This window comes from Kitasatospora sp. NPDC001309 (genome assembly GCF_042896295.1).
In the GTDB taxonomy this organism is placed as follows: domain Bacteria; phylum Actinomycetota; class Actinomycetes; order Streptomycetales; family Streptomycetaceae; genus Kitasatospora.
Map to the genome: position 1 here is coordinate 172,539 of NZ_JBIAXC010000003.1, position 26,171 is coordinate 198,709.

The following is a 26,171-nucleotide window of genomic DNA, read 5'->3' on the forward strand; positions in this document are numbered from 1 at the left end:
GCAGCGGAAGAGGGGCGGGCGTCCAGGACGCCCGCCCCTCACCGCTGTTCCGGCGGGGTCAGCAGGGGCCGTCGTCGCCCCAGACGCCCCACTGGCCGCTGGCGCTCGGTACCTCGTTCAGCGTCCACCACTTGGCGTGGTAGTTGTGGCCGTTGTACGAGACCTTGGCGCCCGCGGTGTACGTGGTGCTCGCGCTCCATGCCGGGGCGGTGCAGGTGCCCGGGTTGCCGGTGGGGCTGCCGGTCGGCGTGCCCGGGCCGGTGGGCGGGGTGGTCGGGGGCGTGGTCGGCGGGGTGGTGGGCGGGGTCGCCCCGGCGAACTTCACGGTGTACTTGGTGAAGTCCCAGTCGCTCTGCGCCACGCTGGAGCAGGAGCCGGACAGGCCCGGGTCCACCGGCCCGGTGCACTGGCGGTCCCGGTTCACCGACCAGAAGGTGTAGCGGGCCAGGCCGTGCGCGGTGGCGAAGTCCAGCACGCTCTGGAAGTCGGCCTGGCGGAAGTACTCGGCGGCGTCGGTGCGGCCGTTCATCATCGACACGCCCTCGTGGGCGTACGCGGTGGCCTCGCTCCAGCCGAAGGTGGTCTGCAGGATCTGGTTGAACTTCACCAGCGCGTCGGTCTGCGCCGCGGCGCCGTTGAAGCCGCCGTCGAACGGCATGATCGAGTAGTTGTTCGGCGTGAAGCCCTGCGACTTGGCCTCGTTGAGCATCTGGGTGCCGAACCAGCCGGTGCCGGCGTTGGTCCCGGCCGTGGTGATCGAGACGTACAGGCCGGGGTTGTTCTGCTGGAGGATCCGGGCCGCGCCGATCTCGTTGTGGATGGCGGCGGTGTTCTCGTACTCCGGCTCCTCCAGGTCGAAGTCGATCGCCTTGAGGCCGTACTTGGTGATGACCTGCTGGTACCCGGCGGCGGTCGCCTCCGGGGTGCCGCAGACCTGGCCGAGCTTGGTGCCGCCGTACCCGCCGACCGACACCGAGACGTCCCCGCCCTTGCCGCGGATGGTCTGGATGACGGCGGGCATGGCGGTGTCGGAGTCGATCGAGGAGGTGCCGCCCCAGGCGGGCGAACAGTTGTTGCCCTGGGCGAGGACGAAGGCCAGCTGGAAGGCCTTCTGGCCGGTGGCGTCCATCACGGCGGCGGCGTCCGGCGGGCTGTTGTCCTCGGGCATCAGGTACGGCGCCGAGGCGTACCAGTTGCTGCCCAGGCCGGCGGCGGTGGTGCCGGTGGTGGAGGCGGAGGCCGGGCCGGTGCCGGCCAGGGCGGCGAAGCCGCCGGCGACCAGGCCGAGCACGCCGGCCACGGCGAGGGCGGCCCGGGATCTGCGGGTGGTCGGTGCGGTGCGTGGCTGTGGGGGAAGTACGCGGTGCATCGGGGGGCCTTTCCGGGAGGCATGCGTGGGGGAGGGCCCGTGCGCGCCGGAGGTGGGGGTGGCGCGGGCAGGCCGAACTGTCCCGGGGCGTGGGGTGGTTGCCCAGAGCTCCCACTGGTATAGACCTTTCCCGGAGGGTCGGTCAAGGGTCCGGTCGAGGGCCCGGCCGGGCGGGGGGCGGGCGCGGGTGTGGCGGAGGCGCGACGCAGGCGTGACGGCGGCGGAGCGGGACCGCGGAAAGGGAATCGGCTCGTCCGGATCAAAGCTCGATGATCCTCGAATTTGGTCTAGACAGGTTCTCGAACGGTCGGTTAGCTTTCGGACCACGAGATCTCGTGGGTAACCGCACAGCCTCTCCAGTCCACCTTCCCGAGCGGAGGAAAAAATGGTTCAGGCGATTCTCAACCTGGTCGACCGGGCGGTTTCCGGCGGACGCAAGGCGCAGGCCGCCGACGCGTATTGCCAGTGCCCGGCCGGCACCACCACCAACTGCGTCGGCGAGACGCTCTACGTCCGGGAGTGCTGCTCCTGGAACTGTGCCGTCGCCCCCAGCTGCATCACCTACGCGATCGTGGGCGGCTGCTGACCCGACCGGCTCGGCCGACTGATCCGGCCGGCTGACACACGGCCGCCGGTGTCCCCGCCCTGCGTCGGCGGGGGCACCGGCGGAGGGGGAGTCATGACCGCATACCTCTTGCTCGGCTGCCGCGCCGTCATCGCGGTGGTGTTCGCCCGATCCGCCTGGGCCAAGCTCCGCGCCCGCCGCGACTTCCGGTCCGCGCTGCGCGCGATGGCCGTCCTGCCACCCCGGCTGACCGGCGCCGCGGCGATCGGCGTACCGCTCGCCGAAGCCCTCCTCGCCCTGCTGGTCTGGGTGCCCGCACCCGTCACCAGCTGGGCCTTCGCCGCGACCGGCGGACTGATCGCGCTCTTCGCCGCCGTGCTGGTCCGGCTGCTGCGGCAGGGCGCCGACGTCTCCTGCCCCTGCTTCGGGGCCTCCGGCGTACCCGTCACCCGGGCGCACGTGGCGCGCAACCTGGTGCTGCTCGCCGTCGCCGCGGCGGGCCTCGTCGCGGGCGCCGCACCCGACCCCGGCAGCGGTCCGGGCACGGCCGGGGCGGCGGTGGTGCTGCTGGCCGCCGGCTTCCTGAGTGCCCTGATCATCGCCACGGACACCCTGATCGAGCTCTTCTCGACGGCCCGCTGAGCCGCCGCACCGAGTCACCACCTCCCCGCATCCCCGCAATCCGGAACGAGGCGCGAAACCGTCATGTCCACGCTTTTCATCGTCCTCATCGGCGGCATTTCCCTGGTCAATCTGATGCTGACCCTGGCGCTCGCCCGGAAAATCAACAACAACGGTTCGTCGACCTCCTTCGGAAATGTCCGGGTCGGTGTTTCCATGCCCGAGAACCGACTTCCCGACGGCACCCCGGTACCGGAATTCCGGGCGGTTTCGGAAACGGACGGAGAAGTCACCCGGGCGGACCTCGCCGGGGCGCCGGCGGTGGTCGGCTTCTTCTCCGGCAGCTGCGGACCCTGTCTGGAGCAGGCCCCCGACTTCGTCAAGGCGGTCACCGGCTTCCCCGGCGGCCGCGGGCGGGTCCTGGCCGTGGTCAAGGGCAGCGGCCCGGTGGTCGCCGAACTGCGCACCCTGCTGGAGCCGGTGGCCCGGGTGGTGGTGGAGCCCGCCGGAGCCCAGCCCGGCTCCACCGCCGAGGCGTTCGGAATCGTCCGCTGGCCCAGCTACGTCGACGTCTCCGCCGACGGCCGGATCACCAACCACCTCGCCCCGGGCGAGCTCGTCCTCCCGACCGCCGCGCGATGAGCACCCCCTGGTCCGCCGACCCCGGGGCCGAGCCGCCCGGGGCCGGCCGGGCCCTGCGCTCGGCCCTGGCCGCCTGCGCGCTGGCCTGGCGCTCCGGCCGGGCGGCCCTGCTGCTCTCCCTGCTCTGCGGGGTGACGGCCGGTCTGCTGCCCGCCGTCGCCGCCCTGCTGGTGAGCCGGCTGTTCGACCAGCTCGGCGGCGCCGCCCCCGGCTCGCCGCCCGGCCCGACCCCCGGCCCGGCCGCCGGCTCGCTGACCGGCACCTGCCTGCTGCTGATCGCGGCCGGTCTCGGCCTGGCGCTCGCCCCCGCGCTCAGCGAGTACACCCGCGCCCGCTCCGGGCGGGCGATCCGGCTGCGGGTGCAGGAGGAGCTGTTCCAGGCCGTCAACCGGCTGCCCGGGCTGCGTCCCTTCGAGGACCCGCGGTTCCAGGACCGCCTGCGGCTCGCCCAGCAGGCCGGCGGCGCCGCCCCGGACATCCTGGTCGGCGCGGCCTTCGGCAGCCTCCAAGCGCTGATCACCGTGCTCGGCTTCCTCGGCACCGTCTTCGTCGTCGGCCCGCTGCTCGGCCTGCTCACCCTGCTGCTCACCCTGCCCCTGGTGCGCAGCCAGCTGGCGGCCGGGCGCCGCCGGGCCGCCGTCCTCGGCGAGACCATGGCCCGCAGCCGCCGCCAGTCCTTCTACGGCAGCCTGATCGCCGACGTCGACGCGGTGAAGGAGATCCGGCTCTTCGGCCTCCAGGACTTCCTGCGCGGGCGCGCCCGGCGCGAACTGCTGGCCGTCAACGGCGCGGAGGAGCGGACCGACCGGCAGAACCTCGCCCGCCGGCTGCCCGCCTCGCTGCTCGGCGTCGGCGTCTACGCGCTCGGCCTGCTGTGGGCGGTGCGCGCCGCCCGGCACGGCGAACTCTCCCTCGGCCAGGTCTCGATGTGCCTGGCCGCGGTGGCCGGCATCCAGACCGGCGTCGGCCAGCTCGCCGCCGGCGGCGCCTCCGCCTACCAGGCCGCCCTCACCTTCGACCACTACCGGGCGCTCGGCCAGGCCCCGCCCGACCTCACCCCGGCCGCCGACCCGCGCACGCCCGGTGCGCTCACCGGCACCGTCGAGTTCCAGGACGTCTGGTTCCGCTACCACCAGGACGCGCCGTGGATCCTGCGGGGCGTGGACCTGACCCTGCGGGCCGGCGCCGTCACCGCCCTGGTCGGCCTCAACGGCGCGGGCAAGAGCACCCTGGTCAAGCTGCTGTGCCGGCTCTACGACCCGGACCGCGGCCGGATCCTCTGGGACGGCGTCGACATCCGCGCCTTCCGGCCCGAGGAGTACCGGCAGCGGATCGGCGTCGTCTTCCAGGACTACTGCCGCTACGACCTGACGGCGGGCGAGAACATCGGCCTCGGCCGGCTCGCCCACCTCGACGACCCGGACCGGATCACCGCCGCCGCCCGCGCGGCCGGCATCCACGAGCGGGTGCAGCGCCTCGACGGCGGCTACGGCGCCCTGCTCAGCCGGATCTTCCTGCCGGAGGGGACGGACGCCGGCTGGGGCCGCTCCCTCTCCGGCGGGGAGTGGCAACGGCTCGCCGTGGCGCGGGCGTTCATGCGACGCGACGCCGACCTGATGATCCTGGACGAACCCAGCGCCGGGCTCGACGCCGCCGCCGAACAGGAACTCCACGACAATCTGCGGGAGTTGCGCCGGGACACCGGCAGCCTGGTGATCTCGCACCGGCTGAGCACGGTGCGCGAGGCCGACCTGATCGTGGTGCTCGGCGCGGGGCGGGTGGTCGAGGAGGGGACGCACCGGGCGCTGATGGCGCGCGGCGGCCCGTACGCGGAACTGTTCACGCTGCAGGCGTCCGGCTACCAGGACGCCGCCGTACCGGCCCCGTCGGCCGGCTGACCGGAGGAGGCGGAGCGATGCGGCTGTTCCTGGTGCTCGCCCTCGCGGGGCTCGCCGCCGCGGCGGCCGGACTGGTGCTGCTGCGCACCGCGCTGTCCGTGGTCGTGGTGGCGGGGCCGAGCATGAGCCCGGCGCTGCGGCCCGGGCAGCGGGTCCTGGTCCTGCGGCGCGGCCTGGCCCGGCTGCGGGCGGGGCGGATCGTGGTGGTCGCCCCGGCCGGGCTCGCCGCCAGGGGTGGCGGGCCGGTGGGCGGCGGGCTGGCGGGTGACGGCCCGGTGGGCGGTGGTCCGGCGGGTGACGGCCCGGCGGCCGCCCGGCCCGCCCGGCTGCTGGTGAAGCGGCTGGCCGCGCTGCCCGGGGAGCCGGTGCCGCCGCCGGTCCGCCCGGTGCTCCCGGCCGGCACCGTGCCGGGCGGGCACGTGGTGCTGCTGGGCGACAACCCGGATTTCAGCACCGACTCCCGGCTGTGGGGCGCGGTGCCCGCGGACCGCGTGGTCGGGGTGGTCCTCGACCGGGTGCGGCTGCGGGGCTGAGCGGCGGCCCGGCCAGGTTCGCTCGGGCCGGGTTCGCTCGGGCCGGGTTCGCTCAGGCCGGTGCGGTCACCGTCGGGAGCAGGCCGGCCCGCACCCCGGCGAGCAGCCCGCCGACCGCCGGGGACCAGGGGCGCCCGGTCGGCCCGGTGAGGGTGAGGGTGCGGTGCACGGCGGGCCGGATCGGCACCAGGACGCACTCCGGCGGCAGCATGGTCACGGCCAGCGCGGGCATCACCGAGACGCCGACGCCCGCGTGGACCATGCCGATCAGGGTGTTGAGGTCGCGGATCCGGTGCCGGGGCGTGAAGCGGGTGCCGGCCCGCCGGTAGGCCTCCCGGATGTGGCGCTCGCAGCCGCCCTCCGAGAGCAGGAAGTCGTCGTCCTCCAACTCGCCGACGTGGACGGTCGGCCGGCCGGCCAGCGGGTGGTCCCGGCGCAGCAGCGCGTGCATCGAGTCGGCGCCGAGCGCGACCGCGCCGGGCGGCAGCGGCCCGGCGTCGACCAGGACGGCGGCGTCCACCGTGCCCGCCTCCAGCCACGTGGTCAGTTCGACGTCCTCGCCCTCGAAGACCCGCACGGTGACCTGGGGGTGCGCCGCCTTCCAGTCCCGCAGCAGCCCGGGCAGCAGGGCCTGGCAGACCGTGGTCGGCGCGGCCAGCCGCACGGTGCCGGTGAGGCCGCCGCAGTGCCGGGTCGCGATGGTGCGGACGGCCGCCGCGGAGGCGACGGCGGTGCGGGCGTGCGGCAGCACCTGCTCGCCGAGCGGGGTGGGGCGGCAGGGGGCGCCGCGCCGCAGCACGGGGGCGCCGAGCGCGCGTTCCAGGGCGGCGACGGCGTGCGAGACGGCGGACTGGCTGATGCCCAGTTCGTCGGCGGCCGCGCCGAAGCCGCCGGTGTCGGCGACCGCGACCAGCGCCCTGAGCTGGGCCAGGTTGACCTCCGGTGCCATGAGACTTCCTTATCCCCCAAGCATCGTCACTTGTTGGACTCATGTTCCGTCGGTGGGCCACCCTCTGTCCAGAACGCGGGAACGGGCCGCGCGGCGGACACGGGAACGGACGGGGAGGTGGTCGGGGTGCGGCGCTGGTGGCCGGGCTTCGTGGCACTGTCGGCGATCTGGGGCGCCAGCTTCGCCCTGATCAAGGTGGCGGTCGACGCGGGGGTGCCGCCGGTGTGGGTGGCGCTGTGGCGCAGCCTGCTGGGCGCCGCCACGCTCTGGGCGGTCCTGCTGCTGCGCGGCGAGCGGGCCCCGCGCGACCGGGCCCTGTGGGGCCACTCGGCGGTCGTCGCGGTGCTGCTCAACACGGTGCCGTTCACCCTGTTCTCGTTCGGCGAGACCAGGGTGAGCTCGGTGCTCGCCGGAGTGCTGAACGCGACCACCCCGCTGTTCACCCTGCTGTTCACGGTGCTCACCGTCCCCGAGGAGCGCCACCCGGGAGCCCGCCGGCTGGCCGGCCTCGGGCTCGGCTTCGTCGGCGTGCTCACCGTGCTCGGGGTGTGGCGCGGCCTCGGCCCGGGGGCGGGCGCCGGCGCCCTCGCCTGCCTGGCCGCCGCGTGCTGCTACGGCGCGGGCTTCGCCTACCTGCGCCGCTTCCTGTCCGGCCGCCCGGAGTCGGTCACCACCCTCTCCGCCGTCCAGATCACCTGCGCCACCGCCGAACTGGCCCTGGTCGCCCCGCTCGCCGCCGGCGCCCCGCACTGGCCGGGCGGGTCGGCGGCCACCGCCCTGCTGGTGCTCGGCGCGCTCGGCACCGGGCTCGCGTACCTGCTCAACCTCGGCCTGGTCCGCACCGCCGGGACGGCCGTGGCCTCCGCCGTCACCTACGTCATGCCGCTCTGGTCCACCGCGCTGGGCGCCGCCCTGCTCGCGGAGCCGGTCGGCTGGAACGCCCTGGCGGGCGGCGTCCTGGTGATCGCCGCCGTCGCCCTCACCCGCCCGCCCAGGACCCCGGCGGCCGCGCCCGCCCCGTCGGGCACCCCCGCCCCGTCGGGCCGGGCCGTCCGGACTACCAGCGCGGCGCCGGGCGGGGCGACCCGCCGCCCGGCCGGGTGACTCCGGCCGCTCCACCCCCTGCGCCCTGGGCCTCGGCCCCGCCGCGCGGTCGGGCTGACGTTCGGTGGCCGGTGGATTACGGGTCGTGCCCGGAGGGCCGCTAGGGTGGCCCCCGTGGTGAGGTCGTGGGATGCGGCGGTCGAGCGGGCGCAGGACCGGTTGGCGGCGGGGGTGCGGTTGCGGGCCGTCGCCGACGGGGAGGAACGGCGGTTCGCCCGTTGGGACTTGGCGTCCCTGCTGGAGGGCGGTCCGGGCGAGCTGGTGGACCCGGACGGGCTGGACCTGCCCGCCGAACGGGCCTGGCGGGAGCGGCTGGGGGAGAGCGGCCGGGACTGGCCGGGCGGTGAGCTGTACCGGCGCCGCTACTGGATCCTGGACGCGCGGGGCGAGGTCGCCGGGACGGTCGCGGTGGACAACTGGACCAAGGGCCCGAGCCAGCTCGCGGTGTCCTCCCTCTACCTGCGGCCGCAGGCGCGCGGGCAGGGGCTGGCCGCCGCCGCGCTGGACGAGGTGTACGCGGCGGCCACCGCCGAGGGCCTGCCGGGCTTCCGGCTGGAGGCGCACTGGGGCTGGCAGTCGGCGGTCCGCTACTACCTGCGCCGCGGGCTGTGGGTGGTGGGCTGGAAGCGCTCGCTGTCGTTCGCCCGGATGCCCCAACTCCCCTCGCACCGGGTGCGGGAGGAGGACGGACGGCTGCTCCTGCTGGTCGCGGACCGGCAGCGCGGCTGGGTGCCGATACTGGCCGCAGGGCAGGAGGGCCGCTGGCTGCGGCTGGACGAGACGGCGCACTACCGGGGCTGTGACGGCTGGGTGCACGAGTACGCCCGGTCGACGCTGGCGCTGTACCTGGCGCTGGCGGGCCGGCCGCTGGTGCGCGGACCGCAGTGGTGGGCGGAGGCCTGGCGCTGGGCGGAGGCGGGCGAGCCGGAGGGCCTGGCGGCCAGGATCGAGGAGTTCGAGCGGACCGAGCGGGCGGCGGGCCGTGCCGTGGCCGGGCCGTACCGCCCGGTGGTGCTGCCGGAGGCGCCACCGCTGGTGTCGCCGCGGCTGGCAGACTCGGGGGATGGCTGAGATCGAGATCGACGGCGCGCCCGCGGACCCGGCGCGGCTCGCCGCGCTGGGACTGCTCAACTACGGGCACTTCACCACCCTGCGGGTCGAGGCGGGCGCTGTCCGCGGTCTGGAGCTGCACCTGGACCGGCTGGTCCGGGACTGCCGGGTGCTGTTCGCCGCCGAGCTGGACCGGGCGGTGGTCCGGGAGCGGATCCGTGCGGCGCTGCCGTCCGACGGCGGGCCGGGGATCGTCCGGGTGACCTGCTACGACCCGGCGCTCGGCCTGGAGCGCCCCGCCGCCCCGGCCGCCCCCGTCCTGCTGGTGACCGCCCGCCCGGTCGGCGCCGCGCAACCGGCCCCGCTACGGGTGCGCACGGTGGCCCACCGGCGGGAGCTGCCGGCGGTGAAGCACGTCGGCCTGTTCGGCCTGGTGCACCACCGCCGCGCGGCCCAACTCGCGGGATACGACGACGTGTTGCTGACCGACGGGGACGGCCTGGTGACCGAGGGGGCGACCTGGAACGTCGCCTTCCTGGCGGGGGAGCGGCTGGTGCTGCCCGCCGGCCCCGCGCTGCCCGGCGTCACCGAGGCGCTGCTGAGCGGTGCGTACGACGGTCCGCGGTCCCGCGAGCCGGTCCGCGTCGACGAGCTGGCGCGCTTCGACGCGGCCTTCGCGCTGAACGCGGGCGTCGGCCTGCGGCCGCTCGCCGCCGTCGACGGCACCGCCTTCGACCCGGACCACCCGCTGCTCGCCGACCTGCGCGCCGCCTACCTCGGGATCGCCGCCGACCCGGTGTAGGCGTCGGGCGGGTGCAGGCGCCGGGTGGGCGCGGACGGCGGTTCGACGTGGGCGGCGGGCCGGGGCGGACCGGGGGGCCGGGGCGGGCCGTACGAGCGGATCGCCCGAACGGGTGACAAACCTCGGGTGAACCGGTGCAAAGGCGCGGCCGACCTGCCCAAAACCCTTGGGTGCGGCCGTTTGTGAGGTGAGATCAGCTACGCTCTCGCCCGCCCCGCCCGAGCCGTCGAAGCAGAGAGTAGCCACCCCATGAGCAGTCCTCCTGCCGCCCCCGCGCCCCGTTGGCCGCTGGTCCTCCTGCGCGCCACCGCCACCACGCTGGCGCTGCTGGCCCTGCTCCAGGCCATGCTCGCCGGCAGCTTCCTCAACGGCACCTACGACTCCCTCAAGGACCACGAGGACAACGCCATGCTGCTGGCCACCGTGGTGGTGCTCCAGCTGGTGGCGGCCGCGCTGGTGCTCCGGCCCGGCGGCGGGCCGCGCTGGCCGCTGTGGACCACCGCCCTGCTCGCCGTCGCCGTGACCGGCCAGATCGGCGCGGGCTACGCCCGGTCGATCGGGCTGCACGTCACCCTCGGCGTGCTGCTGGTCAGCGGCATCCTGTTCGGCCTGGTCGGCGCCTGGCGGCTGCCGCTGCCCGCCCGGGCGGCCCTGCCCGAGCCGGGCCCGGACGGCGGCGGACGGCTGCCGCGCCCCGGCGGGCCGGTGGCGGTGGAGCGGTGAACCGCCGCCGGTTCCTCGGCCTCGGCGCCTCCGTGCTCGGTGCGGGCGCGGTGGCCGCCGTCGCCGTGCCGTCGGCGGCGTACCTGTTCGCGGAGGGCCGCCCCGGGCGGCTGCTCGGCAGCGACCTGGCCCTGCCCGCGGCCTTCCAGGTCCCGCTGCCGGTGCCGGCCGTGCTCCAGCCGGTGCGCAGCGACGACGGCGGCGACCACTACGAGATCACCCAGCAGGTCGCGAAGCTGGAGATCCTGCCCGGGGTGCGGACCGAGGCCTGGACCTACGGCGGGACCTTCCCCGGTCCGACGGTGGTCACCCGCTCCGGCCGGGCCGCGGTGGTCAAGCACCGCAACCAGCTGCCGGTGCCCTCGGTGGTCCACCTGCACGGCGGGCACACCCCGGCGGACAGCGACGGCTACCCGGTCGACCTGCTGCTGCCGGTCGGCTCCCCCGACCCCGCCGCCTCCGCGATGGACGGCATGGCGGGGATGGCGGGGATGGCGGGCATGGCGGGAACGCCGGGGATGGCGGGGATGCGGCACATGAGCGGCCACACCCTGGTCGGCGAGCGCACCCACACCTACCCGGGCAAGCAGCGCGCCGCCACCCTCTGGTACCACGACCACCGGATGGGCTTCACCGGCCCCGGCGTCTGGCGCGGCCTGGCCGGGTTCCACCTCGTCCAGGACGACGAGGAGGCCGCCCTGCCTCTGCCCCGCGGCGAACGCGACCTCCCGCTGATGCTCGCCGACCGCTCCTTCGCCGCCGACGGCTCCTTCAAGTACCCGGCCGCGGACGCCTCGTCGACCAAGCCGGGCGTCACCAACGACTTCATGAACGGCGTCCTCGGCGACGTCATCCTGGTCAACGGCGCCCCGTGGCCGCGCCTGGACGTCGACCGCGCGCACTACCGGCTGCGCCTGCTCAACGCCTCCAACTGCCGGCTCTACCGGCTCGAACTGGACCCGCAGCCCGCCGGCGGCGACGCGCTGGTCCAGATCGGCTCCGACGGCGGACTGCTCGCCGCCCCGGTCACCCACGACGGGATCGAGATCGCCCCGGCCGAGCGCTTCGACGTGGTCGTCGACTTCTCCCGCTACCAGCCGGGCACCCAGGTCCGCCTGGTCAACCGCTTCGGCAGCGGGCGGACCACCGAGGTGATGCGCTTCGACGTCTCCTCCCGGGCGGTGGACGACGGCGCCACGGTGCCCGACAAGCTGTCCACCGTCGAGCAGTTGGACCCGGCCGCGGTCGTCGCCACCCGCGACTTCGCCTTCCGGCGCAGCGGCGGCGACGGCTGGACGATCAACGGCGACCCGTACGAGCCCGGGCGCAGCCTCGCCGCCCCCGCCCTCGGCCGGGTCGAGCGCTGGCGCTTCTCCACCGACGTGCACCACCCCGTGCACGTCCACCTCGACCCCTTCCAGGTGGTCGCGCGCAACGGCAAGGGCCCGGGCCCGTGGGACGCGGGCTGGAAGGACACCGTGGACCTGCGGCCGGCCGAGACGGTGGAGGTGCTGGTGCGGTTCGGCGACTACGCGGGGACGTACATGCTGCACTGCCACAACCTGGAGCACGAGGACATGGCGATGATGGCGGACTTCACGGTGGGCTGAGCCCTCCCCGCCCCGCCCCGCCCCGCTGGGGTGTCCCTGTTCCCCCCGGTTCGTTCCGGCTCCTCCGTTCGGCCCAGTGCCGGAGGGCGCGCGCCGCGCCCTCCGGCACGCTGGTCCCAGCGCCGCGCCGACGGGTGCGGCCGCCGGGTGACGGACGGAGCCGCCGCATGACCACCCCCGCCGAACGCCGCCGTACCGGCCGGGCCGCCCGTGAACGGGTCTCCCGCTCCGAGCACGGCCGGTGGATCCCGGCCGCGGACCGGCCCGACCCGCTCGGCCTGCTGGAGGCCCAGGGCGCGGACCGGGTCGCCCGGCTGCTGCCGATCCGCTACGGGCGGATGGCCGACAGCCCGTTCGGCTACCTGCGCGGCGCCGCCGCCGTGATGGCCGCCGACCTCGGGGCCGTCCCCGACACCGGGCTGACCGTCCAACTCTGCGGCGACGCCCACCTGTTGAACTTCGGGGTGTACGCCTCGCCGGAACGCGCGCTGCTCTTCGACGTCAACGACTTCGACGAGACCCACCCCGGGCCCTTCGAGTGGGACGTCAAACGCCTCGCCGCCAGCATCGCGGTCGCCGCCCGGGACCGCGGCCAGGACGACGACCGCGCCCGGCGCGCCGCCCGCACCGCCGTCCTGGGCTACGCCGCGGCGATGCGCCGGCTGGCCGGCCTCGGCGAACTCGACGTCTGGTACAGCCGGATCGACACCGCCGACCTGCTGGCGCTGGTCCGCAGGACCAAGCGGCGCAAGGCCGTCGAGGCCGGCCTCGACCGCGCCCGGCGCCGCACCAGCCTCCAGGCCTTCGGCAAGCTCACCGAGGAGCGCGACGGCCGGCGCCGGATCGTCAGTGTGCCGCCGCTGGTCGAGGAGCTGGAGCGGAGCGAACTGCGCGGCGTCGGCAAGGTGTTCAGCGACTACCGGGCCACCCTCGCCGAGGACCGGAGGGTCCTGCTCGACCGGTACCGCTTCGTCGACGCGGCGATGAAGGTGGTCGGCGTCGGCAGCGTCGGCACCCGCTGCTACATCGTCCTGCTGGAGGGCCGGGACACCCGCGACCCGCTGTTCCTGCAGCTCAAGGAGGCCGGCCGGTCGGTGCTGGAGGACCACCTGCCGCCCACCCGGCTGGAGGCCGAGGTCGCCGCCCACCACGGCGGGCGCCGGGTGGTCACCGGGCAGCACCTGATGCAGGCCGCCAGCGACATCTTCCTCGGCTGGACCACCGGCCCCGCCGGGCGGCACTTCTACGGCCGCCAACTGCGCGACATGAAGGGCTCGGTGGAGGTCGACACGATGACCGCGTCCGGCCTGCGCGCCTACGCCGACCTGTGCGGGCGCGCCCTCGCCCGGGCCCACGCCCGCACCGGCGACCGCCTCGCCGTCGCCGGCTACCTGGGCGGCGCCGACACCTTCGCCGACGCCGTCGCCGACTTCGCCCTGCACTACGCGGACCGGACGGCGGCCGACCACCGGGAACTGGTCGAGGCGATCGCCTCGGGCCGGATCAGGGCCACGCGGGGGGTGTGAGGGCGAAGAGGCCGCCCGGCCCGACATCGGCCACCTCCGGGGCGGGATCGTGTTCCGGGTCCGCGACCGACCCTTTCGGGCTGTCGGGCTGTCGGATTCGGTGTCAGTGGGGTGTGCCAGGGTGACCGCATGCTGGCGATCACGGTGCAGACGAACGACGAGCGGCTCCCGAGGGTGACCGCGGACGAACTGGCGGGGTTGGTCCGGCGCATCGGCGCCGGGGCCGACACCTTCCTCGTCGTGCAGCGGATACCGGACCTGCCGGACGTCTACATCCAGGTGTGGCACAAGGCGGGTGGCCACTACGCGCTGGAGCACCGCGACGGCTCCGCCGCCCGGCACTTCGAGGTGCGGGTGGACGGGCCGGAGGCCGTGGTCGCGGCGATGACGGGCTGGGCACGGCACGAGCCGGGCTGGGGCGAGGGCCTGGCCTGGGCGCCGCTGGACTTCGGTCCGGCGCCCGAGCCGGTGCCCGCGCCGGAGCTGGCGGCCGAGGAGCGGCGGCAGTTGGAGGAGCAGCTGCGGCTGACCCTCGCCGGCGGCTACACCGACCGTGCCCGGCTGGCCGAGCAGGCCGAGGAGTACCTGGTGTCGGGCGACCGCCGCCCGCTCTCCCGGGCCCAGGCCGAGCAACTCGCCGACCGGCTCTGGCTGGAGCGGGTCGGCGTGCAGAGCGGCTGGATCGGCGAGACGGATCCGGAGCGCCTCGCCCGGGCCTTCGCCGCGCTGGAGGCGGGCGGCATCACGGCGCGGGAGGACTTCGCCTGCTGCCGTTCCTGCGGGGAGGCGGAGATCGGCGCGGCCGGGGTGCCGGAGGCCCGGGGCTTCGTCTACTTCCACTCCCAGTGCACCGAGTCGGCCGCCGCCGGCCGCGGCCTGTCCCTGCTCTACGGCGGCTTCGACGGCTCCGCGGCGACCACCGCGGCCGTCGGCCGGGAGGTGGTGGCCGCCCTCGCGGCCGTCGGCCTGCCGGCGGTGTGGAGCGGCGACCCGTCCGACGCGATCGAGGTACGCCCGCTGCTCTGGCGCCGCCGCCTGGTCGGCTGACCACGGACGGAGCCGACCACGGACGGAGGGGAGGACCGAACGATGAGCGCTGATGTGCTGTCGGTGATCCCGACCGACCCGTACTGGCAGCCGGACGCGGCGGCGGCCGAGCGGGCCCGGGCGCTGGCGGCCGAGTTCCTCGGCGAGGACGACGGCGCCGAGCCGGAGTCGACCTGGCACGAGCGCACGACCCTGGTCGACTGCGGCGCGAACCTGGAGCGGATCGGCTGCCCGCACTGCGGCGGCGCCGTCCCGCTGGGGTGGTGGTCCGAGCTGATGGAGGAGCACGCCGAGGGCGGCTTCGCGACGCTCGCCGTGACGGTGCCCTGCTGCGGTGCGGCGACGACCCTGGACGCCCTGGACCACGACTGGCCGTGCGGCTTCGCCCGTTTCGAGCTGGAGGTGTGGGACCCGGAGCGACCCTGGTTCACCGAGGCCCAGGCGGCGGCCCTGGCCACCGCCCTCGGCCACCCGGTCCGGCAGATCAGGGCGCATCTGTGACGACGGGCCCGTGGGCCCCGGGCGGCCGCCGCCGCCCGGGGGGTTCCGGGGGCCTCAGGGCACCAGCAGGTGCAGGGCCTCGGGTCGGACCGTGACGTCGGCGGGGAGGGCGGTGATGAACTCGCCGTCGGCGTAGGCGGTGATGCCGGGGGACTCGATCCGCAGGGAGGCGGTGCGCAGGGTGGTGACCTCCGGGTGGCTGGTGTGGGTGCCCTTGAAGAGGGTGGGGAAGAAGCGGGCGATCCGCAGCCGGGGCATGGCGTCGACGAGGGTGACGTCGAGCAGGCCGTCGTCGGGGAGGGCGGCGGGGCAGATCAGCATGCCGCCGCCGTAGCTGCGGGTGTTGCCGACGGCGGCGAGGGTGAGGTCGCGTTCGATGACGGTGCCGTCGGCGAGGGTGATCCGGAACGGCAGCGGTTTCAGGTTGGCGAACTCGGCGAGGATGGCGAGGTTGTAGCGCATCCGGCCGCGCGGCCAGCGCAGCCGGTTGGCGCGGTCGCTGACCAGCGAGTCGAAGCCGCTGGCGAGGACGGAGCCGTACCAGCGCACGGAGCCGTCCGGGCCGGTGATCCGGCCGAGGTCGACGGCGCGGGTGCGGCCGGCGGCGATGACGTCGGCGGCGGCTTCGGGGTCGCCGATGGGCAGGCCGTACTCGCGGGCGTGGTCGTTGCCGGTGCCGGCGGGTATGACGCCGAGCGGGACGGCGGTGTCGGCCAGGGCCTGGAGGGCGAGGTTGATCATGCCGTCGCCGCCGACCACGGCCACCGCGTCGGCCCCGCCGGCCGCCGCCTCGCGGGCGAGGCGGACGGCGTCGTCGGCGGAGCGCCCGGCCTGCGGGTCGACCTCGATGCCGAGGGCGCGCAGCCGGGCGACGGCCCGGTGGGCGGCGGGTTCGGCGTGGCCGGTGCCCGCCGCCGGGTTGGTGAGAACGGTGACCCTGCGGATGACGGTTCTCGGCGCGGTCACGGGATCAGCTTGCCGGGGTTGAGGATGCCCGCCGGGTCGAGTTCGGCCTTGACGGCGCGCAGGACGCGCACGCCGAGGTCGCCGATCTCGTCGGTCATCCAGGGCCGGTGGTCGGCGCCGACCGCGTGGTGGTGGGTGATGGTGCCGCCCGCGCCGAGGATGGCGTCGCCGGCGGCCTGCTTGGCGTTGCCCCAGCGGGTGAGCGGGTCCTCGCCGAGGGCGGAGACGACGGTGAAGTAGAGCGAGGCGCCGGTCGGGTAGACGTGCGAGATGTGGCACAGCACGAGCGAGCCGGGCAGGGCGGTGGTGAGGGCCTCGGTGACGGCGGCGCGCAGGCCGGCGAGCCGGCTCCAGTCGGTGGCCGTCTCCAGGGTCTCGCAGAGCGCGCCGGCGTTGAGCAGCGAGTCGCGCAGGTAGGGCGCGTTGAACCGGCCGTGCTCCCAGGCCCGGGCGGGCGCTTCGCCGAGCGAGGTGCCACCGGCGGCGAGCAGGACGGCGCGGGTGAGGTCGTGCCGGGCGGCGACCTGTTCGGCGGTGCCCTCGAAGACGGTGACGGCGAGGCAGCCGCTGACGGCGGGGGCGCCGCCGATCTGCTCCGTGAGGGCGAGGTTGATCATGGTCTCGGCCTCGTCGGAGAGCCGGATCACGGTGGGGCCGGTGCCCTGCTGCTCGACGGCGCGCAGCGCCGCCGCCCCGGTGGCGAAGTCGGGGAAGCTCCACGCCTCGTACGCCTTGACGGCGGGCAGCGGGTGCACGCGCAGGCGCACGGCGGTGATGACGCCGAGGGTGCCCTCGGAGCCGAGGAAGAGCTGGCGCAGGTCGGGGCCCGCGGCGGAGGCGGGGGCGCGGCCGAGGTCGAGCGTCCCGCTGGGGGTGACCACGCGCAGGCCGCGGACCATGTCGTCGAAGCGCCCGTGGCCGGCCGAGTCCTGGCCGGAGGAGCGGGTGGCGGCGAAGCCGCCGATGGTGGCGTACCGGAAGCTCTGCGGGTAGTGGCCGAGCTCCCAGCCGCGCTCGGCGAGCAGGGCCTCGGCGGCGGGGCCGGTGAGGCCGGCGCCGAGCACGGCCTCGCCGGAGGTCTCGTCCAGGTCGAGGAGCCGGTCGAGGCGGCGCAGGTCGAGGGAGACGACGGCCCGCAGGCCGCCGCGCTCGGGGTCGAGCCCGCCGACCACGCTGGTGCCGCCGCCGAACGGGACGACGGCGAGGCGGCGCTCGGCGCAGACGGCGAGGACGGCGGCGATCTCCTGCTCGCTGCCGGGCAGCAGGACGGCGTCGGGCGCGTCCTGCTCGGCGCGGCTGCGGCGGCGCAGCAGGTCGGGGGTGGACTTGCCGCCGGCCCGGGGCAGCCGGTCGGCGTCGGCGGTGCTGACGTGCTCCCCGCCGACGGCGGCGGCGAGCGCCGCGACGTCCTCGGCGGTGGCCCGGGTGGGGCGCAGCACGACCTCGGCGGCGCTCGGCCCGGGGGCGGCGTCGCCGGTGACGCCGAGGGCGGCGGCGAGCAGTCCCTTGATGTCCGCGGACAGCTCCTTGGCGAGGGCCGGGTCGCCCCAGGCGTTCCACTTCATCGGGGGGAGCGGCAGCGCGGCTGCGGCCGCTCCCGCTTGCGTCTCAGGTGCCATGCGTTACAGTTTCACACATCATGTCAAGTAGTAACGCCACGGCCGGAGCGCCGCGCAGTACCGATGACGCGATCCTGGACGCCGCCGCCGACCTGGTCGTGCACCTCGGCGTCCGCCGCACCCAGCTGGCCGAGATCGCGCGCCGCGCCGGGGTCAGCCGCCCGACCGTCTACCGGCGCTGGCCGGACGTCCAGGCGGTGATCGGGGCGCTGCTCACCCGCGAGATCATGGCCACCCTGGAGAGCACCTCGCTGGGCGTACCCGACCGGGGGACCCCGGGGGACCGCGGGACCGCCGTGGACCGGGAGACCTCCGTGGACCAGGAGGTTTTTGCGGGCCGGGAGGCCTTCGTGGACCAGGTGGTCGAGGTCGCCGTCCGGCTGCGCGACCACCCCGTGCTCGGCGCCCTGCTCCACTCCGACGACTCCGACCTGCTGCTCCAGTACGTGGTGGAGCGGCTCGGCGAGAGCCAGCGCGGCCTGCTGGAGGCGCTGCGCACCGGTATCGCCCTCGGCCAGGCCGACGGTTCGGTCCGGGCCGGGGAGCCGACCGAGCTGGCCGCCATGGTCCTGCTGATCGCCCAGTCCACCGTCCAGTCGCACCGCATGGTCGCCTCCCTGCTGCCCGAGGCGGCCTGGCGGCGCGAACTGGCCAGAGCGCTGAACGGATACCTCGCGCCATGACCTCCAAGGCCGACCGCTTCGCCGGCACCGCCCAGCTCAACGGCGTCCGACGGACGCACGAACTCGACGCGCTCGCCGCCGACCCGCGGATCGACCTGCTGGTGATCGGCGGCGGGGTGACCGGCGCCGGGGTGGCGCTGGACGCCGCCGCCCGCGGACTGCGGACCGTCCTCGTCGAGGCCCGCGACCTGGCCTTCGGGACCAGCCGCTGGAGCTCCAAGCTGGTGCACGGCGGCCTGCGCTACCTCGCCTCCGGGCGGGTCAAGGTCGCCCGGGAGAGCGCCGTCGAGCGCGGCGTGCTGATGACCCGCACCGCCCCGCACCTGGTCCGCGCGCTGCCCCAACTGGTGCCGCTGCTCCCGGACCTGCTGCGCCCGGGCCAGGCCGCGCTGATCCGCGCGGGCTTCCACGCCGGGGACGCGCTGCGGCTGAGCGCCGGGACCCCGGGCGCCCTGCTGCCCCGGGTCCGCCGGATCGACGCGGCCCGGACCAGGCAGCTGGTGCCGGGCGTGCGGACCGACGGCCTGCGCGGCGCGCTGGTCGCCAATGACGGCCAACTCGTCGACGACGCCCGGCTGGTGGTCGCGCTGGCGCGCACCGCCGCGCAGTACGGGGCGAGCGTGCTGACCCGGGTGCGGGCCGAGTCCGTCACCGGGACCTCCGCCGAGCTGGTCGACGCGCTCAGCGGTCAGTCGGTGACCGTCACCGCGGGCGCGGTGGTCAACGCCACCGGGGTGTGGGCCGGCGAGGTGGACACCTCGATCAAGCTGCGCCCCAGCCGGGGCACCCACCTGCTGGTGGACGCCGCGACCCTCGGGTACCCGGTGGCCGCGCTCACCGTGCCGGTGCCCGGCTCCACCAGCCGCTTCGTCTTCGCGCTGCCGCAGCAGCTCGGCCGGGTCGCCGTCGGCCTGACCGACGAGGACGCCCCGGGCCCGGTCCCGGACGAGCCGCAGCCCACCGAGGCCGAGCTGGACTTCCTCCTCGACACCGTCAACGCGGCCCTCGCCACCGCGCTGACCAGGGCGGACGTACGCGGCGCCTACGCCGGGCTGCGCCCGCTGATCGACACCGGGGGCGGGAACACCGCCGACATCTCCCGGGAGCACGCGGTGCTGGAGTCCCCGTCCGGGGTGATCACCGTGGTCGGCGGCAAGCTCACCACCTACCGGCGGATGGCCGAGGACGCGGTGGACACCGCCGTCCGGCTGCGCGGCCTGCCCGCCCGCACCTGCTGGACGGCCCGGCTGCCGCTGGTCGGCGCCCCCGGCCACCGGGACAGCCGCCCGCTGCCGATCCAGGGGGTGCCCGCCTCGCTGGTCGCCCGGCACGGCGGACTGTCCCACGAGGTCATGGCGGCGGGGGAGTCGGCGCCGGTGGCGGAGGGCCTCGACGTGACCCGCGCCGAGATCGCGTACGCGGTCACCCACGAGGGCGCGCTGGACGCCGCCGACGTGCTGCACCGGCGGACCAGGATCGGGCTGGTGGCGGAGGACGCCGAACGGGCCCGGAAGGCGGTCGAGGAGATCGTCGGGGAACTCGCCGCCGCGGAGTAGCGGGGCAGCGGGGTGTCGGGGACGCGCTGGGCGTTCAGCCGCCCTGGGGGAAGGGAGCGAGGTCCGGCTCGACCCAGGCGGTGCGGGCCCGGTCGCCGGCCAGGGTCTCCGGTCGGTAGTGGCGGGCGAGCAGATCACGGTCGAGCAGCTCGGGGTGGTGCGCGCAGAACTCCTCGAAGTCGGCCGCGCCGCCCTCGGCGTGGCGGGCCACCAGCTCGACCCAGGCCCTGGTCATGGTGACGTGGAACCTCTGCGGCGCCCCGGCCTTCGTGGCGGTGCGGCGGATGCCCTCGCCGACCAGGTCGAGCGCGGCGGCGGCGCCGTGCCGGCGGACGGCGAGCCAGGTGAGCCGGACGTGCTGCGGGTGGCCGAAGCGTTCGGCGCCGGCCATCACCTCGCGCAGCAGCTCGTCGAAGGCGTCGGGGGCGGCGGGGGCGGTGGGGGAGGTCATCGGGAGGCCTTCGGGCGGGCGGCGGTGGACGGGGGATTGTAGTGTTCCACGGCATTCCTCCGCACATGCCCCTTGTGGGCCGGATCAGCGCGCGGTGTGCTCCGGCATCGGGTGTTCGGCGCCCGCCAACTCCAGCACGCAGGCCAGCGGGTGCTCCGCCCGGCCCGTCCGGTCCAGTCGGACGGCCAGGGGCCGCGGCGGTTCCTCGGCGAGTTGCCCGGACAGCGTCAGCGGGTAGCCGCCGTGGCCGTGGGTGCGGTGGAAGGCGCACTCCTTGCCGTCCACCAGCAGTTCGGTCTCGGTGATCCAGCCGGAGCGGACGTTGACGGTGACCGAGTGTCCGTCCCGGTCGAGGTGGAAGCTGTACCGCTGGCGCATGGAAACCTCCCGCGAGGGGCCTCGGAACGGGGACGGCCAAGGGGATCCACCGCCAGTCTAGGGCCTGTCTCTTGGATTCTGCCGGGTCAGGCCGCGGCGTTGGGGTGCGTGCATCGCAAGGCGGAGGAGGGAGCCACTGCGGAGCATTGGTGACCGACGACAACGCGGCGAGGTGCGTGCCCCGGCGTCGCGGACCCGGCAGAATCCAAGAGACAGGCCCTTTGGTCGGACGTATCCTCTCGGCGCTCCGGCCGGTACCGTGATCGGGGTTCGGAGTTCGGAGTTCGCAGGGACCGGGCGGTGGGGATCGGGGGGCGATCGGTTCCCGCCGCGGCCCCTGAGAAATCCCCGGGGCGGGGCCCGCCTGCAGGCGGATTCTCGTGATCTCTACAGTGTTGTAGATTCGTCCGCAGGGAGAGATCCGAGGAGGGCATTGTGGGAGTTTCGCTGGCCAAGGGCGGCAACGTCTCGCTGAGCAAGGAGGCGCCCGGACTGAGCGCCGTGATCGTGGGTCTCGGTTGGGACGTCCGCACCACCACCGGAGCCGACTACGACCTGGACGCCAGCGCGCTGCTCTGCAACGCGCTCGGGAAGGTGGTCTCGGACCAGCACTTCGTCTTCTTCAACAACCTCCGCAGCCCCGAGGGTTCGGTCGAGCACAGCGGCGACAACCTGACCGGTGGCGGCGACGGCGACGACGAGCAGATCAAGATCGACCTGGACCGGGTGCCGGCCGACGTCGCCAAGGTGGTCTTCCCGGTGTCGATCTACGACGCCGACGCCCGGCTGCAGAACTTCGGCCAGGTCCGCAACGCCTTCATCCGGGTCGTCAACCAGGCCAACGGCCAGGAGATCGCCCGCTACGACCTCACCGAGGACGCCTCGACCGAGACCGCGATGGTCTTCGGCGAGCTGTACCGCAACGGGGCCGAGTGGAAGTTCCGCGCCATCGGCCAGGGGTACGCCTCCGGTCTGCGCGGCATCGCCACCGACTACGGCGTGAACGTCTGATCGTCTGAAAGCCTTCGGGGCCGGTGCGGCCCCTGCCCGGGCGGGTCGGCTCAGCCGGCCCGCCCGAGCGCGTGCCCGCCGAACCCCGGGCCGCCGCTGAGCTGGCCCTGCCACCAGTCGGCCATCGCCGCTCCGTCCATGACCGACCAGTCCGGCGCCGCGGTGACCTGGGCCCGGCCCAGTGACCGGCCCAGGTCCACCAACTCCCGCCCGGCCGGGGTCCGTTCCCGGTCGTACGCGGCCAGCAGCGGCCCCCAGGAGCGGCCGCCGAGCCGCCGCCCGGCCAGCTCGAAGGCGTGGGCGTCCTGCAGAGCCTTCACCGCGCCGCTGGTGTTGTGCGGGCGGACGACGGTCGCCGCGTCCCCGCCGATCAGCAGGCGTCCGGCGGTGCGGTACGGGACCGCCAGGTCGTAGACGGGCTGCAGCAGGGTCCGTTCGCGCGGGGTCCGCGCGATCACGGCGGCCCAGTACGGGGGCAGCTGGCGTGCGGCGAACTCCCGCATGCCGTCGAGCTGTTCGTCGCTGAGGGCGCCGGCGGCGACGGCCGTCGGGCCGTCCAGGCGCAGCCAGTCCGGGGTGGGTGCGTAGAAGACCCAGTTCACCAGGGTGCTGCCGGGGGCGAGCCCGGGGATGCGGTAGAGCACGACCTGGCCGCCGGGGTAGCAGACGGTGGCGCACTCCTCCTCCGGCCAGGCCGCCGCCCCGCCGGGCAGGTCGTCCAGCAGCGCGGCGTCGTAACTGCCGCGCCAGCACACGTAACCGGCGTACTCGGGCGCGGCCTCCGGGCAGACTGCGGCCCGGACCACCGAGCGGTAGCCGTCCGCGCCGATCACCAGGTCGTACGGGGTGCGGGTGCCGTCGGCCTGTTCCGTCCAGGCGCCGCCGCGGTCGCCGCCGACGGCGGTCACGGTGGTGCCCGGCCGGTACTCCACGGCCTCCGGGGTCCGCTCGCGCAGGGTCTGCCAGAGCACCGCCCAGTGGTGCGAGTGGAACGGGAACGGCTGGACCCAGAGCGGCCGTCCGCGGCCGTCCGGTCCACCGGCCCCGCCGGTCCCGCCGGCCGGCCCCCGGGTGACCCAGCGCCGCACGGTGAGCCGGTGGCGGCGGGTGTCCGGGGGTACGTGGCCGGCGTCGACCAGTTCGGCGAAGCGGTCGTTGTGGGTGCAGATCCCCAGGCCGCGGTCCTCCAGCCGTCCCGGGCTGCGTTCCAGCACCACGACCCGTTCGGCGCCCAGCCGGGCCGCCGCCCCCGCGAAGGCGCTTCCGGCGATGCTGCCACCGACCACGGCCACCGAGCCACCCCGCACGGGCGTCCCCTTCCACGAGCCCCGTGAGGCCGGGAAGGGTCTTCCGGGCCCTTTGCGCAGGGAGTCGACGATACGCGGCGCGGCGCGAGTGCGGAGGGTAATGCGGCCGTTACGGCGGAGCTGCCGGTTGCCGGGCTATGCAACTAGTTGCATAGCCCGGCGAACGTCCCCTACTCTGCGGTAACAATCCGGGAGACCCTCCCGCCGGCCGCCCCCACAGGAGACGTCGATGAGCTCGACCCCCGGCAGCAGCCGCTACCCGCACCTGCTCAGCCCGCTCGACCTCGGTTTCACCACCCTGCCCAACCGGGTGATCATGGGCTCGATGCACGTCGGCCTGGAGGAGGCCCCCGGCGGCTACCAGCGGATGGCCGCGTTCTACGCCGAACGGGCCCGCGGCGGCGTCGGCCTGATCGTCACCGGCGGCATCGCCCCCAACGAGGCCGGCCGCCCCTGGGACGGCGGCGCCATGCTGACCACCGAGGCGGAGGCCGACGAGCACCGGGTGGTCACCGACGCCGTGCACGCCGAGGGCGGGAAGATCGCCCTCCAGATCCTGCACTTCGGCCGCTACGCCTACCACCGCGACCTCGTCGCCCCCAGCGCCCTCCAGGCCCCGATCAGCCCCTTCGTGCCCAACGAGCTCACCGCCGAGCAGGTCGAGCAGACCGTCGAGGACTTCGCCCGCTGCGCCGAACTCGCCCGCCGGGCCGGCTACGACGGCGTCGAGATCATGGGCTCCGAGGGCTACCTGATCAACGAGTTCGTGGTCGCCGCCACCAACCACCGCACGGACGAGTGGGGCGGCCCCTACGAGCGGCGGATGCGCTTCCCGGTCGAGATCGTCCGCCGGGTCCGCGAGCGGGTCGGCGAGGACTTCATCATCGTCTACCGGCTCTCCATGCTCGACCTGGTCCCCGGCGGCTCCACCCTCGACGAGGTCGTCCAGCTGGCCCAGGCCGTCGAGGCCGCCGGCGCGACCGTCATCAACACCGGCATCGGCTGGCACGAGGCCCGCATCCCCACCATCGCCACCTCCGTCCCGCGCGGCGCCTTCGCCTGGGTCACCCAGCGGGTGATGGGCGAGGTCGGCATCCCGCTGGTCGCCACCAACCGCATCAACACCCCCGAGATCGCCGAGCAGTTGCTCGCCGACGGCAAGGCCGACCTGGTGTCGATGGCCCGCCCGCTGCTCGCCGACGCCGACTTCGTCGTCAAGGCCCGCGAGGACCGCGCCGACTCCATCAACACCTGCATCGGCTGCAACCAGGCCTGCCTGGACCACACCTTCAACCTCCAGATCACCTCCTGCCTGGTCAACCCGCGGGCCTGCCACGAGACCGAACTCGTCCTCGGCCCCACCGCGCTGCGCAAGTCCATCGCCGTGGTCGGGGCCGGACCGGCCGGCCTCGCGTTCGCCGTCTCCGCCGCCGAACGCGGCCACGACGTCACGCTGCACGACGCCGCCGACACCGTCGGCGGGCAGCTGAACATCGCCCGGCTGATCCCCGGCAAGGAGGAGTTCGGCGAGACGCTGCGCTACTACCGCACCCGGCTGGCCGAGTTGGGCGTCACCCAGCGCCTCGGCGCCCTCGTCGGCGCCGAGCAGCTCGCCGCCGAGGGCTACGACGAGATCGTCCTCGCCACCGGTGTCACGCCCCGAACTCCCGCCGACATCCCGGGAATCGACCACCCCAGCGTGCTCGGCTACCTGGACGTGCTGCGCGACGGCGCCCCCGTCGGCGACCGCGTCGCCATCCTCGGCGCCGGCGGCATCGGCTTCGACGTCGCCGAGTTCCTCACCGACCAGGGCGACGAGGCCAGCCTCAACCCGCCCGTGTTCCAGGCCAAGTGGGGCATCGACCCGGAGTACCGCGAGCGCGGCGGCCTGCGCCCGCCGGTCAGGCCGACGCCCCCGCGCAGCGTCCACCTGCTCCAGCGCAAGGTCGGCAAGGTCGGCGCCGGACTCGGCAAGACCACCGGCTGGATCCACCGCACCGAACTCAAGCACCGCGGCGTGGTGATGGTCGCCGGCGCGAGCTACGACCTGATCGACGACGCCGGACTGCACTACACCGTCGACGGCGAACGCCAACTCCTGCCCGTGGACACCGTGGTGCTCTGCACCGGCCAGGAACCGCGCCGCGACCTGGAGGCGGCGCTGCGCGAACGCGGCCTGTCCGTGCACGTCATCGGCGGCGCGGACGTGGCCGCCGAACTGGACGCCAAGCGGGCCATCAAGCAGGGCACGGAACTGGCCGCCACCCTCTGACGCCGGGTGGCCGGGGGGCTACCCGGCGTACCGGGACCCGCGGCGCCGCGCCGCGGGCCCCGGTGCCCCCCCGCATCTGTACTGACCTGCGGTGATGCGTGCCCCGCGCGCCCGGCCCGGGCCCCGGTGCGACACTGGTGCCCTGTCCCTGCCCGACCTCTCGACCGGGGGCCCGCATGTCCCTCCCGAGGCCTCTCCACGCCCTCGCCGCCGCCGTCCTCGTCGCGGCGGCCGCCCTGGGCCCGACCGCCGCCGCGAGCGCCGCCGCTCCCACGCCGGGGCTGCCCTCCGCCGACCAGCTGAGAGCCGCGCTGCTCACCGCGAACGACCTCGGCCCCGGCTACACCGAGGCCCCCGCCAGCGGCAGCCCGGGCCCGAGCGAGAACCCCACCCCCGTCCGCGGCTGCGACGCCCTCAACGCCCTGATCAACATGCACGCCACCGCCCCCGGCCCCGCCACCCCGCACGCCGTGACCGAACTCGACGGCCCGGACGGCGGCAACCCGATGGTGACCGAGGCCCTCACCGCCGAGGACCCGGCCAGGCTCGCCACCGACTTCGCCACCGCCACCGACGCGTTCAGGACCTGCCACACCATCACCTTCAACGCCGGCACCGACGCCTCCGTGACCTTCACCGTCACCCCCGTCACCCTCGGCGACCGCCAGGACGCGCCCGCCGTCCGTCTCGACGGCACCCTCGCGGGCGTCCAGCTCAGCGCCTACCTCGGCATCGAACGGTTCGGCACCGTCGGCATGGCCTACGGCTTCTTCCAACGCCAGGCCGCCGACCCCCAAGCCGCCTCCGTGCAGTACCGCACCGCCGTCGCCAAGGTCGAACGCACCCTCGGCACCACCGCGGGCACCACCACCCCACCCACCGCCCCCGCCACCACCCGGGGCATGTCGGTCTGACCGCCCGGGCCTGCCCGGAACGGCCGGCCCCCGGGAGCAACAGCGGTGCCCCGCCCGGAAGTCCGGGCGGGGCA

Annotated in this window: 25 protein-coding genes; 18 read left to right on the forward strand and 7 right to left on the reverse strand. The window is 75.3% G+C overall.

The window, feature by feature from the left end; translation table 11 throughout:
* Positions 1 to 58: 58 nt before the first annotated feature.
* Positions 59 to 1,369 (reverse strand): carbohydrate-binding protein, encoded by a 1,311-nt coding sequence (locus tag ACFY2K_RS04680; protein WP_380524229.1) that lies wholly within the window; start codon positions 1,367 to 1,369, stop codon positions 59 to 61.
* Positions 1,370 to 1,754: 385 nt separating this feature from the next.
* Between ACFY2K_RS04680 and ACFY2K_RS04685 the strand changes: the two genes are divergently transcribed.
* From ACFY2K_RS04685 to ACFY2K_RS04705, 5 genes are all read left to right on the forward strand, one after another.
* Complete coding sequence (locus ACFY2K_RS04685; RefSeq protein ID WP_375894266.1) at positions 1,755 to 1,955, forward strand: hypothetical protein; 201 nt, start codon at positions 1,755 to 1,757, stop codon at positions 1,953 to 1,955.
* Between the two features lie 93 nt (positions 1,956 to 2,048).
* Entirely contained in the window at positions 2,049 to 2,576 is a 528-nt protein-coding gene (locus ACFY2K_RS04690) for a MauE/DoxX family redox-associated membrane protein (RefSeq protein ID WP_375894263.1), read from the forward strand.
* A gap of 63 nt (positions 2,577 to 2,639) precedes the next feature.
* Complete coding sequence (locus tag ACFY2K_RS04695) at positions 2,640 to 3,197, forward strand: TlpA family protein disulfide reductase (protein WP_380524233.1); 558 nt, start codon at positions 2,640 to 2,642, stop codon at positions 3,195 to 3,197.
* A complete protein-coding gene (locus tag ACFY2K_RS04700) occupies positions 3,194 to 5,095 on the forward strand; it encodes an ABC transporter ATP-binding protein (protein ID WP_387709578.1) in 1,902 nt (633 codons plus the stop codon). The genes ACFY2K_RS04695 and ACFY2K_RS04700 overlap by 4 nt, the downstream gene beginning before the upstream one ends.
* Before the next feature lie 17 nt (positions 5,096 to 5,112).
* Positions 5,113 to 5,628, forward strand: coding sequence for a S26 family signal peptidase (locus ACFY2K_RS04705; RefSeq protein ID WP_387709579.1), 516 nt, complete (start codon positions 5,113 to 5,115; stop codon positions 5,626 to 5,628).
* 52 nt (positions 5,629 to 5,680) lie between these two features.
* On the opposite strand, the gene ACFY2K_RS04710 is transcribed toward ACFY2K_RS04705, so the two are convergent.
* Entirely contained in the window at positions 5,681 to 6,577 is an 897-nt protein-coding gene (locus ACFY2K_RS04710) for a LysR family transcriptional regulator (RefSeq protein WP_380524237.1), read from the reverse strand.
* Between the two features lie 126 nt (positions 6,578 to 6,703).
* Here ACFY2K_RS04710 and ACFY2K_RS04715 point away from each other — a divergent pair, with 126 nt between their 5' ends.
* From ACFY2K_RS04715 to ACFY2K_RS04750, 8 genes are all read left to right on the forward strand, one after another.
* Positions 6,704 to 7,681: a DMT family transporter gene (locus ACFY2K_RS04715; RefSeq protein ID WP_380524239.1), complete on the forward strand. Its 978-nt coding sequence runs from the start codon at positions 6,704 to 6,706 to the stop codon at positions 7,679 to 7,681.
* Between the two features lie 114 nt (positions 7,682 to 7,795).
* Positions 7,796 to 8,752, forward strand: coding sequence for a GNAT family N-acetyltransferase (locus ACFY2K_RS04720; RefSeq protein WP_375894246.1), 957 nt, complete (start codon positions 7,796 to 7,798; stop codon positions 8,750 to 8,752).
* Positions 8,745 to 9,533, forward strand: a complete 789-nt coding sequence (locus ACFY2K_RS04725; protein ID WP_380642767.1) for an aminotransferase class IV — start codon at positions 8,745 to 8,747, stop codon at positions 9,531 to 9,533. Before ACFY2K_RS04720 ends, ACFY2K_RS04725 begins: the two co-directional genes overlap by 8 nt.
* A gap of 249 nt (positions 9,534 to 9,782) precedes the next feature.
* Positions 9,783 to 10,256: a hypothetical protein gene (locus ACFY2K_RS04730; RefSeq protein WP_375894240.1), complete on the forward strand. Its 474-nt coding sequence runs from the start codon at positions 9,783 to 9,785 to the stop codon at positions 10,254 to 10,256.
* A complete protein-coding gene (locus ACFY2K_RS04735; RefSeq protein WP_380524245.1) occupies positions 10,253 to 11,866 on the forward strand; it encodes a multicopper oxidase family protein in 1,614 nt (537 codons plus the stop codon). The genes ACFY2K_RS04730 and ACFY2K_RS04735 overlap by 4 nt, the downstream gene beginning before the upstream one ends.
* A 167-nt stretch (positions 11,867 to 12,033) precedes the next feature.
* A complete protein-coding gene (locus tag ACFY2K_RS04740; RefSeq protein ID WP_387709582.1) occupies positions 12,034 to 13,392 on the forward strand; it encodes a DUF2252 domain-containing protein in 1,359 nt (452 codons plus the stop codon).
* 129 nt (positions 13,393 to 13,521) lie between these two features.
* Entirely contained in the window at positions 13,522 to 14,439 is a 918-nt protein-coding gene (locus tag ACFY2K_RS04745) for a DUF6891 domain-containing protein (RefSeq protein ID WP_380524248.1), read from the forward strand.
* A 42-nt stretch (positions 14,440 to 14,481) separates the two neighbouring features.
* Complete coding sequence (locus tag ACFY2K_RS04750) at positions 14,482 to 14,940, forward strand: hypothetical protein (protein ID WP_375894226.1); 459 nt, start codon at positions 14,482 to 14,484, stop codon at positions 14,938 to 14,940.
* A 54-nt stretch (positions 14,941 to 14,994) separates the two neighbouring features.
* Here ACFY2K_RS04750 and ACFY2K_RS04755 read toward each other — a convergent pair whose 3' ends face one another.
* Positions 14,995 to 15,906: a diacylglycerol kinase gene (locus ACFY2K_RS04755; RefSeq protein WP_375894223.1), complete on the reverse strand. Its 912-nt coding sequence runs from the start codon at positions 15,904 to 15,906 to the stop codon at positions 14,995 to 14,997.
* The gene (locus tag ACFY2K_RS04760) at positions 15,903 to 17,525 is read right to left on the reverse strand and encodes an FAD-binding oxidoreductase (RefSeq protein ID WP_387709585.1); all 1,623 of its coding nucleotides are present in this window, start codon (positions 17,523 to 17,525) and stop codon (positions 15,903 to 15,905) included. The genes ACFY2K_RS04755 and ACFY2K_RS04760 overlap by 4 nt, the downstream gene beginning before the upstream one ends.
* Positions 17,526 to 17,545: 20 nt before the next feature.
* Between ACFY2K_RS04760 and ACFY2K_RS04765 the strand changes: the two genes are divergently transcribed.
* Together ACFY2K_RS04765 and ACFY2K_RS04770 are read left to right on the forward strand one after the other, a co-directional pair.
* Complete coding sequence (locus ACFY2K_RS04765) at positions 17,546 to 18,208, forward strand: TetR/AcrR family transcriptional regulator (protein WP_387709587.1); 663 nt, start codon at positions 17,546 to 17,548, stop codon at positions 18,206 to 18,208.
* Positions 18,205 to 19,764 carry a glycerol-3-phosphate dehydrogenase/oxidase gene (locus tag ACFY2K_RS04770; protein ID WP_387709589.1) on the forward strand — a complete coding sequence of 520 codons (1,560 nt, stop codon included), beginning with the start codon at positions 18,205 to 18,207 and terminating at the stop codon, positions 19,762 to 19,764. Before ACFY2K_RS04765 ends, ACFY2K_RS04770 begins: the two co-directional genes overlap by 4 nt.
* Before the next feature lie 34 nt (positions 19,765 to 19,798).
* On the opposite strand, the gene ACFY2K_RS04775 is transcribed toward ACFY2K_RS04770, so the two are convergent.
* Together ACFY2K_RS04775 and ACFY2K_RS04780 are read right to left on the reverse strand one after the other, a co-directional pair.
* The gene (locus tag ACFY2K_RS04775; protein ID WP_387709591.1) at positions 19,799 to 20,215 is read right to left on the reverse strand and encodes a hypothetical protein; all 417 of its coding nucleotides are present in this window, start codon (positions 20,213 to 20,215) and stop codon (positions 19,799 to 19,801) included.
* A gap of 84 nt (positions 20,216 to 20,299) precedes the next feature.
* Complete coding sequence (locus ACFY2K_RS04780) at positions 20,300 to 20,593, reverse strand: hypothetical protein (protein WP_375894208.1); 294 nt, start codon at positions 20,591 to 20,593, stop codon at positions 20,300 to 20,302.
* A 435-nt stretch (positions 20,594 to 21,028) separates the two neighbouring features.
* Here ACFY2K_RS04780 and ACFY2K_RS04785 point away from each other — a divergent pair, with 435 nt between their 5' ends.
* Positions 21,029 to 21,604 carry a TerD family protein gene (locus ACFY2K_RS04785; RefSeq protein WP_375894205.1) on the forward strand — a complete coding sequence of 192 codons (576 nt, stop codon included), beginning with the start codon at positions 21,029 to 21,031 and terminating at the stop codon, positions 21,602 to 21,604.
* A gap of 50 nt (positions 21,605 to 21,654) precedes the next feature.
* On the opposite strand, the gene ACFY2K_RS04790 is transcribed toward ACFY2K_RS04785, so the two are convergent.
* Positions 21,655 to 22,911 (reverse strand): FAD-dependent monooxygenase, encoded by a 1,257-nt coding sequence (locus tag ACFY2K_RS04790; RefSeq protein ID WP_380590316.1) that lies wholly within the window; start codon positions 22,909 to 22,911, stop codon positions 21,655 to 21,657.
* A gap of 229 nt (positions 22,912 to 23,140) precedes the next feature.
* On the opposite strand from ACFY2K_RS04790, the gene ACFY2K_RS04795 reads away from it, so the two are divergent.
* Complete coding sequence (locus ACFY2K_RS04795) at positions 23,141 to 25,183, forward strand: FAD-dependent oxidoreductase (protein ID WP_387709594.1); 2,043 nt, start codon at positions 23,141 to 23,143, stop codon at positions 25,181 to 25,183.
* A 176-nt stretch (positions 25,184 to 25,359) separates the two neighbouring features.
* Positions 25,360 to 26,097 carry a hypothetical protein gene (locus tag ACFY2K_RS04800; protein WP_387709596.1) on the forward strand — a complete coding sequence of 246 codons (738 nt, stop codon included), beginning with the start codon at positions 25,360 to 25,362 and terminating at the stop codon, positions 26,095 to 26,097.
* Positions 26,098 to 26,171 lie beyond the last annotated feature (74 nt).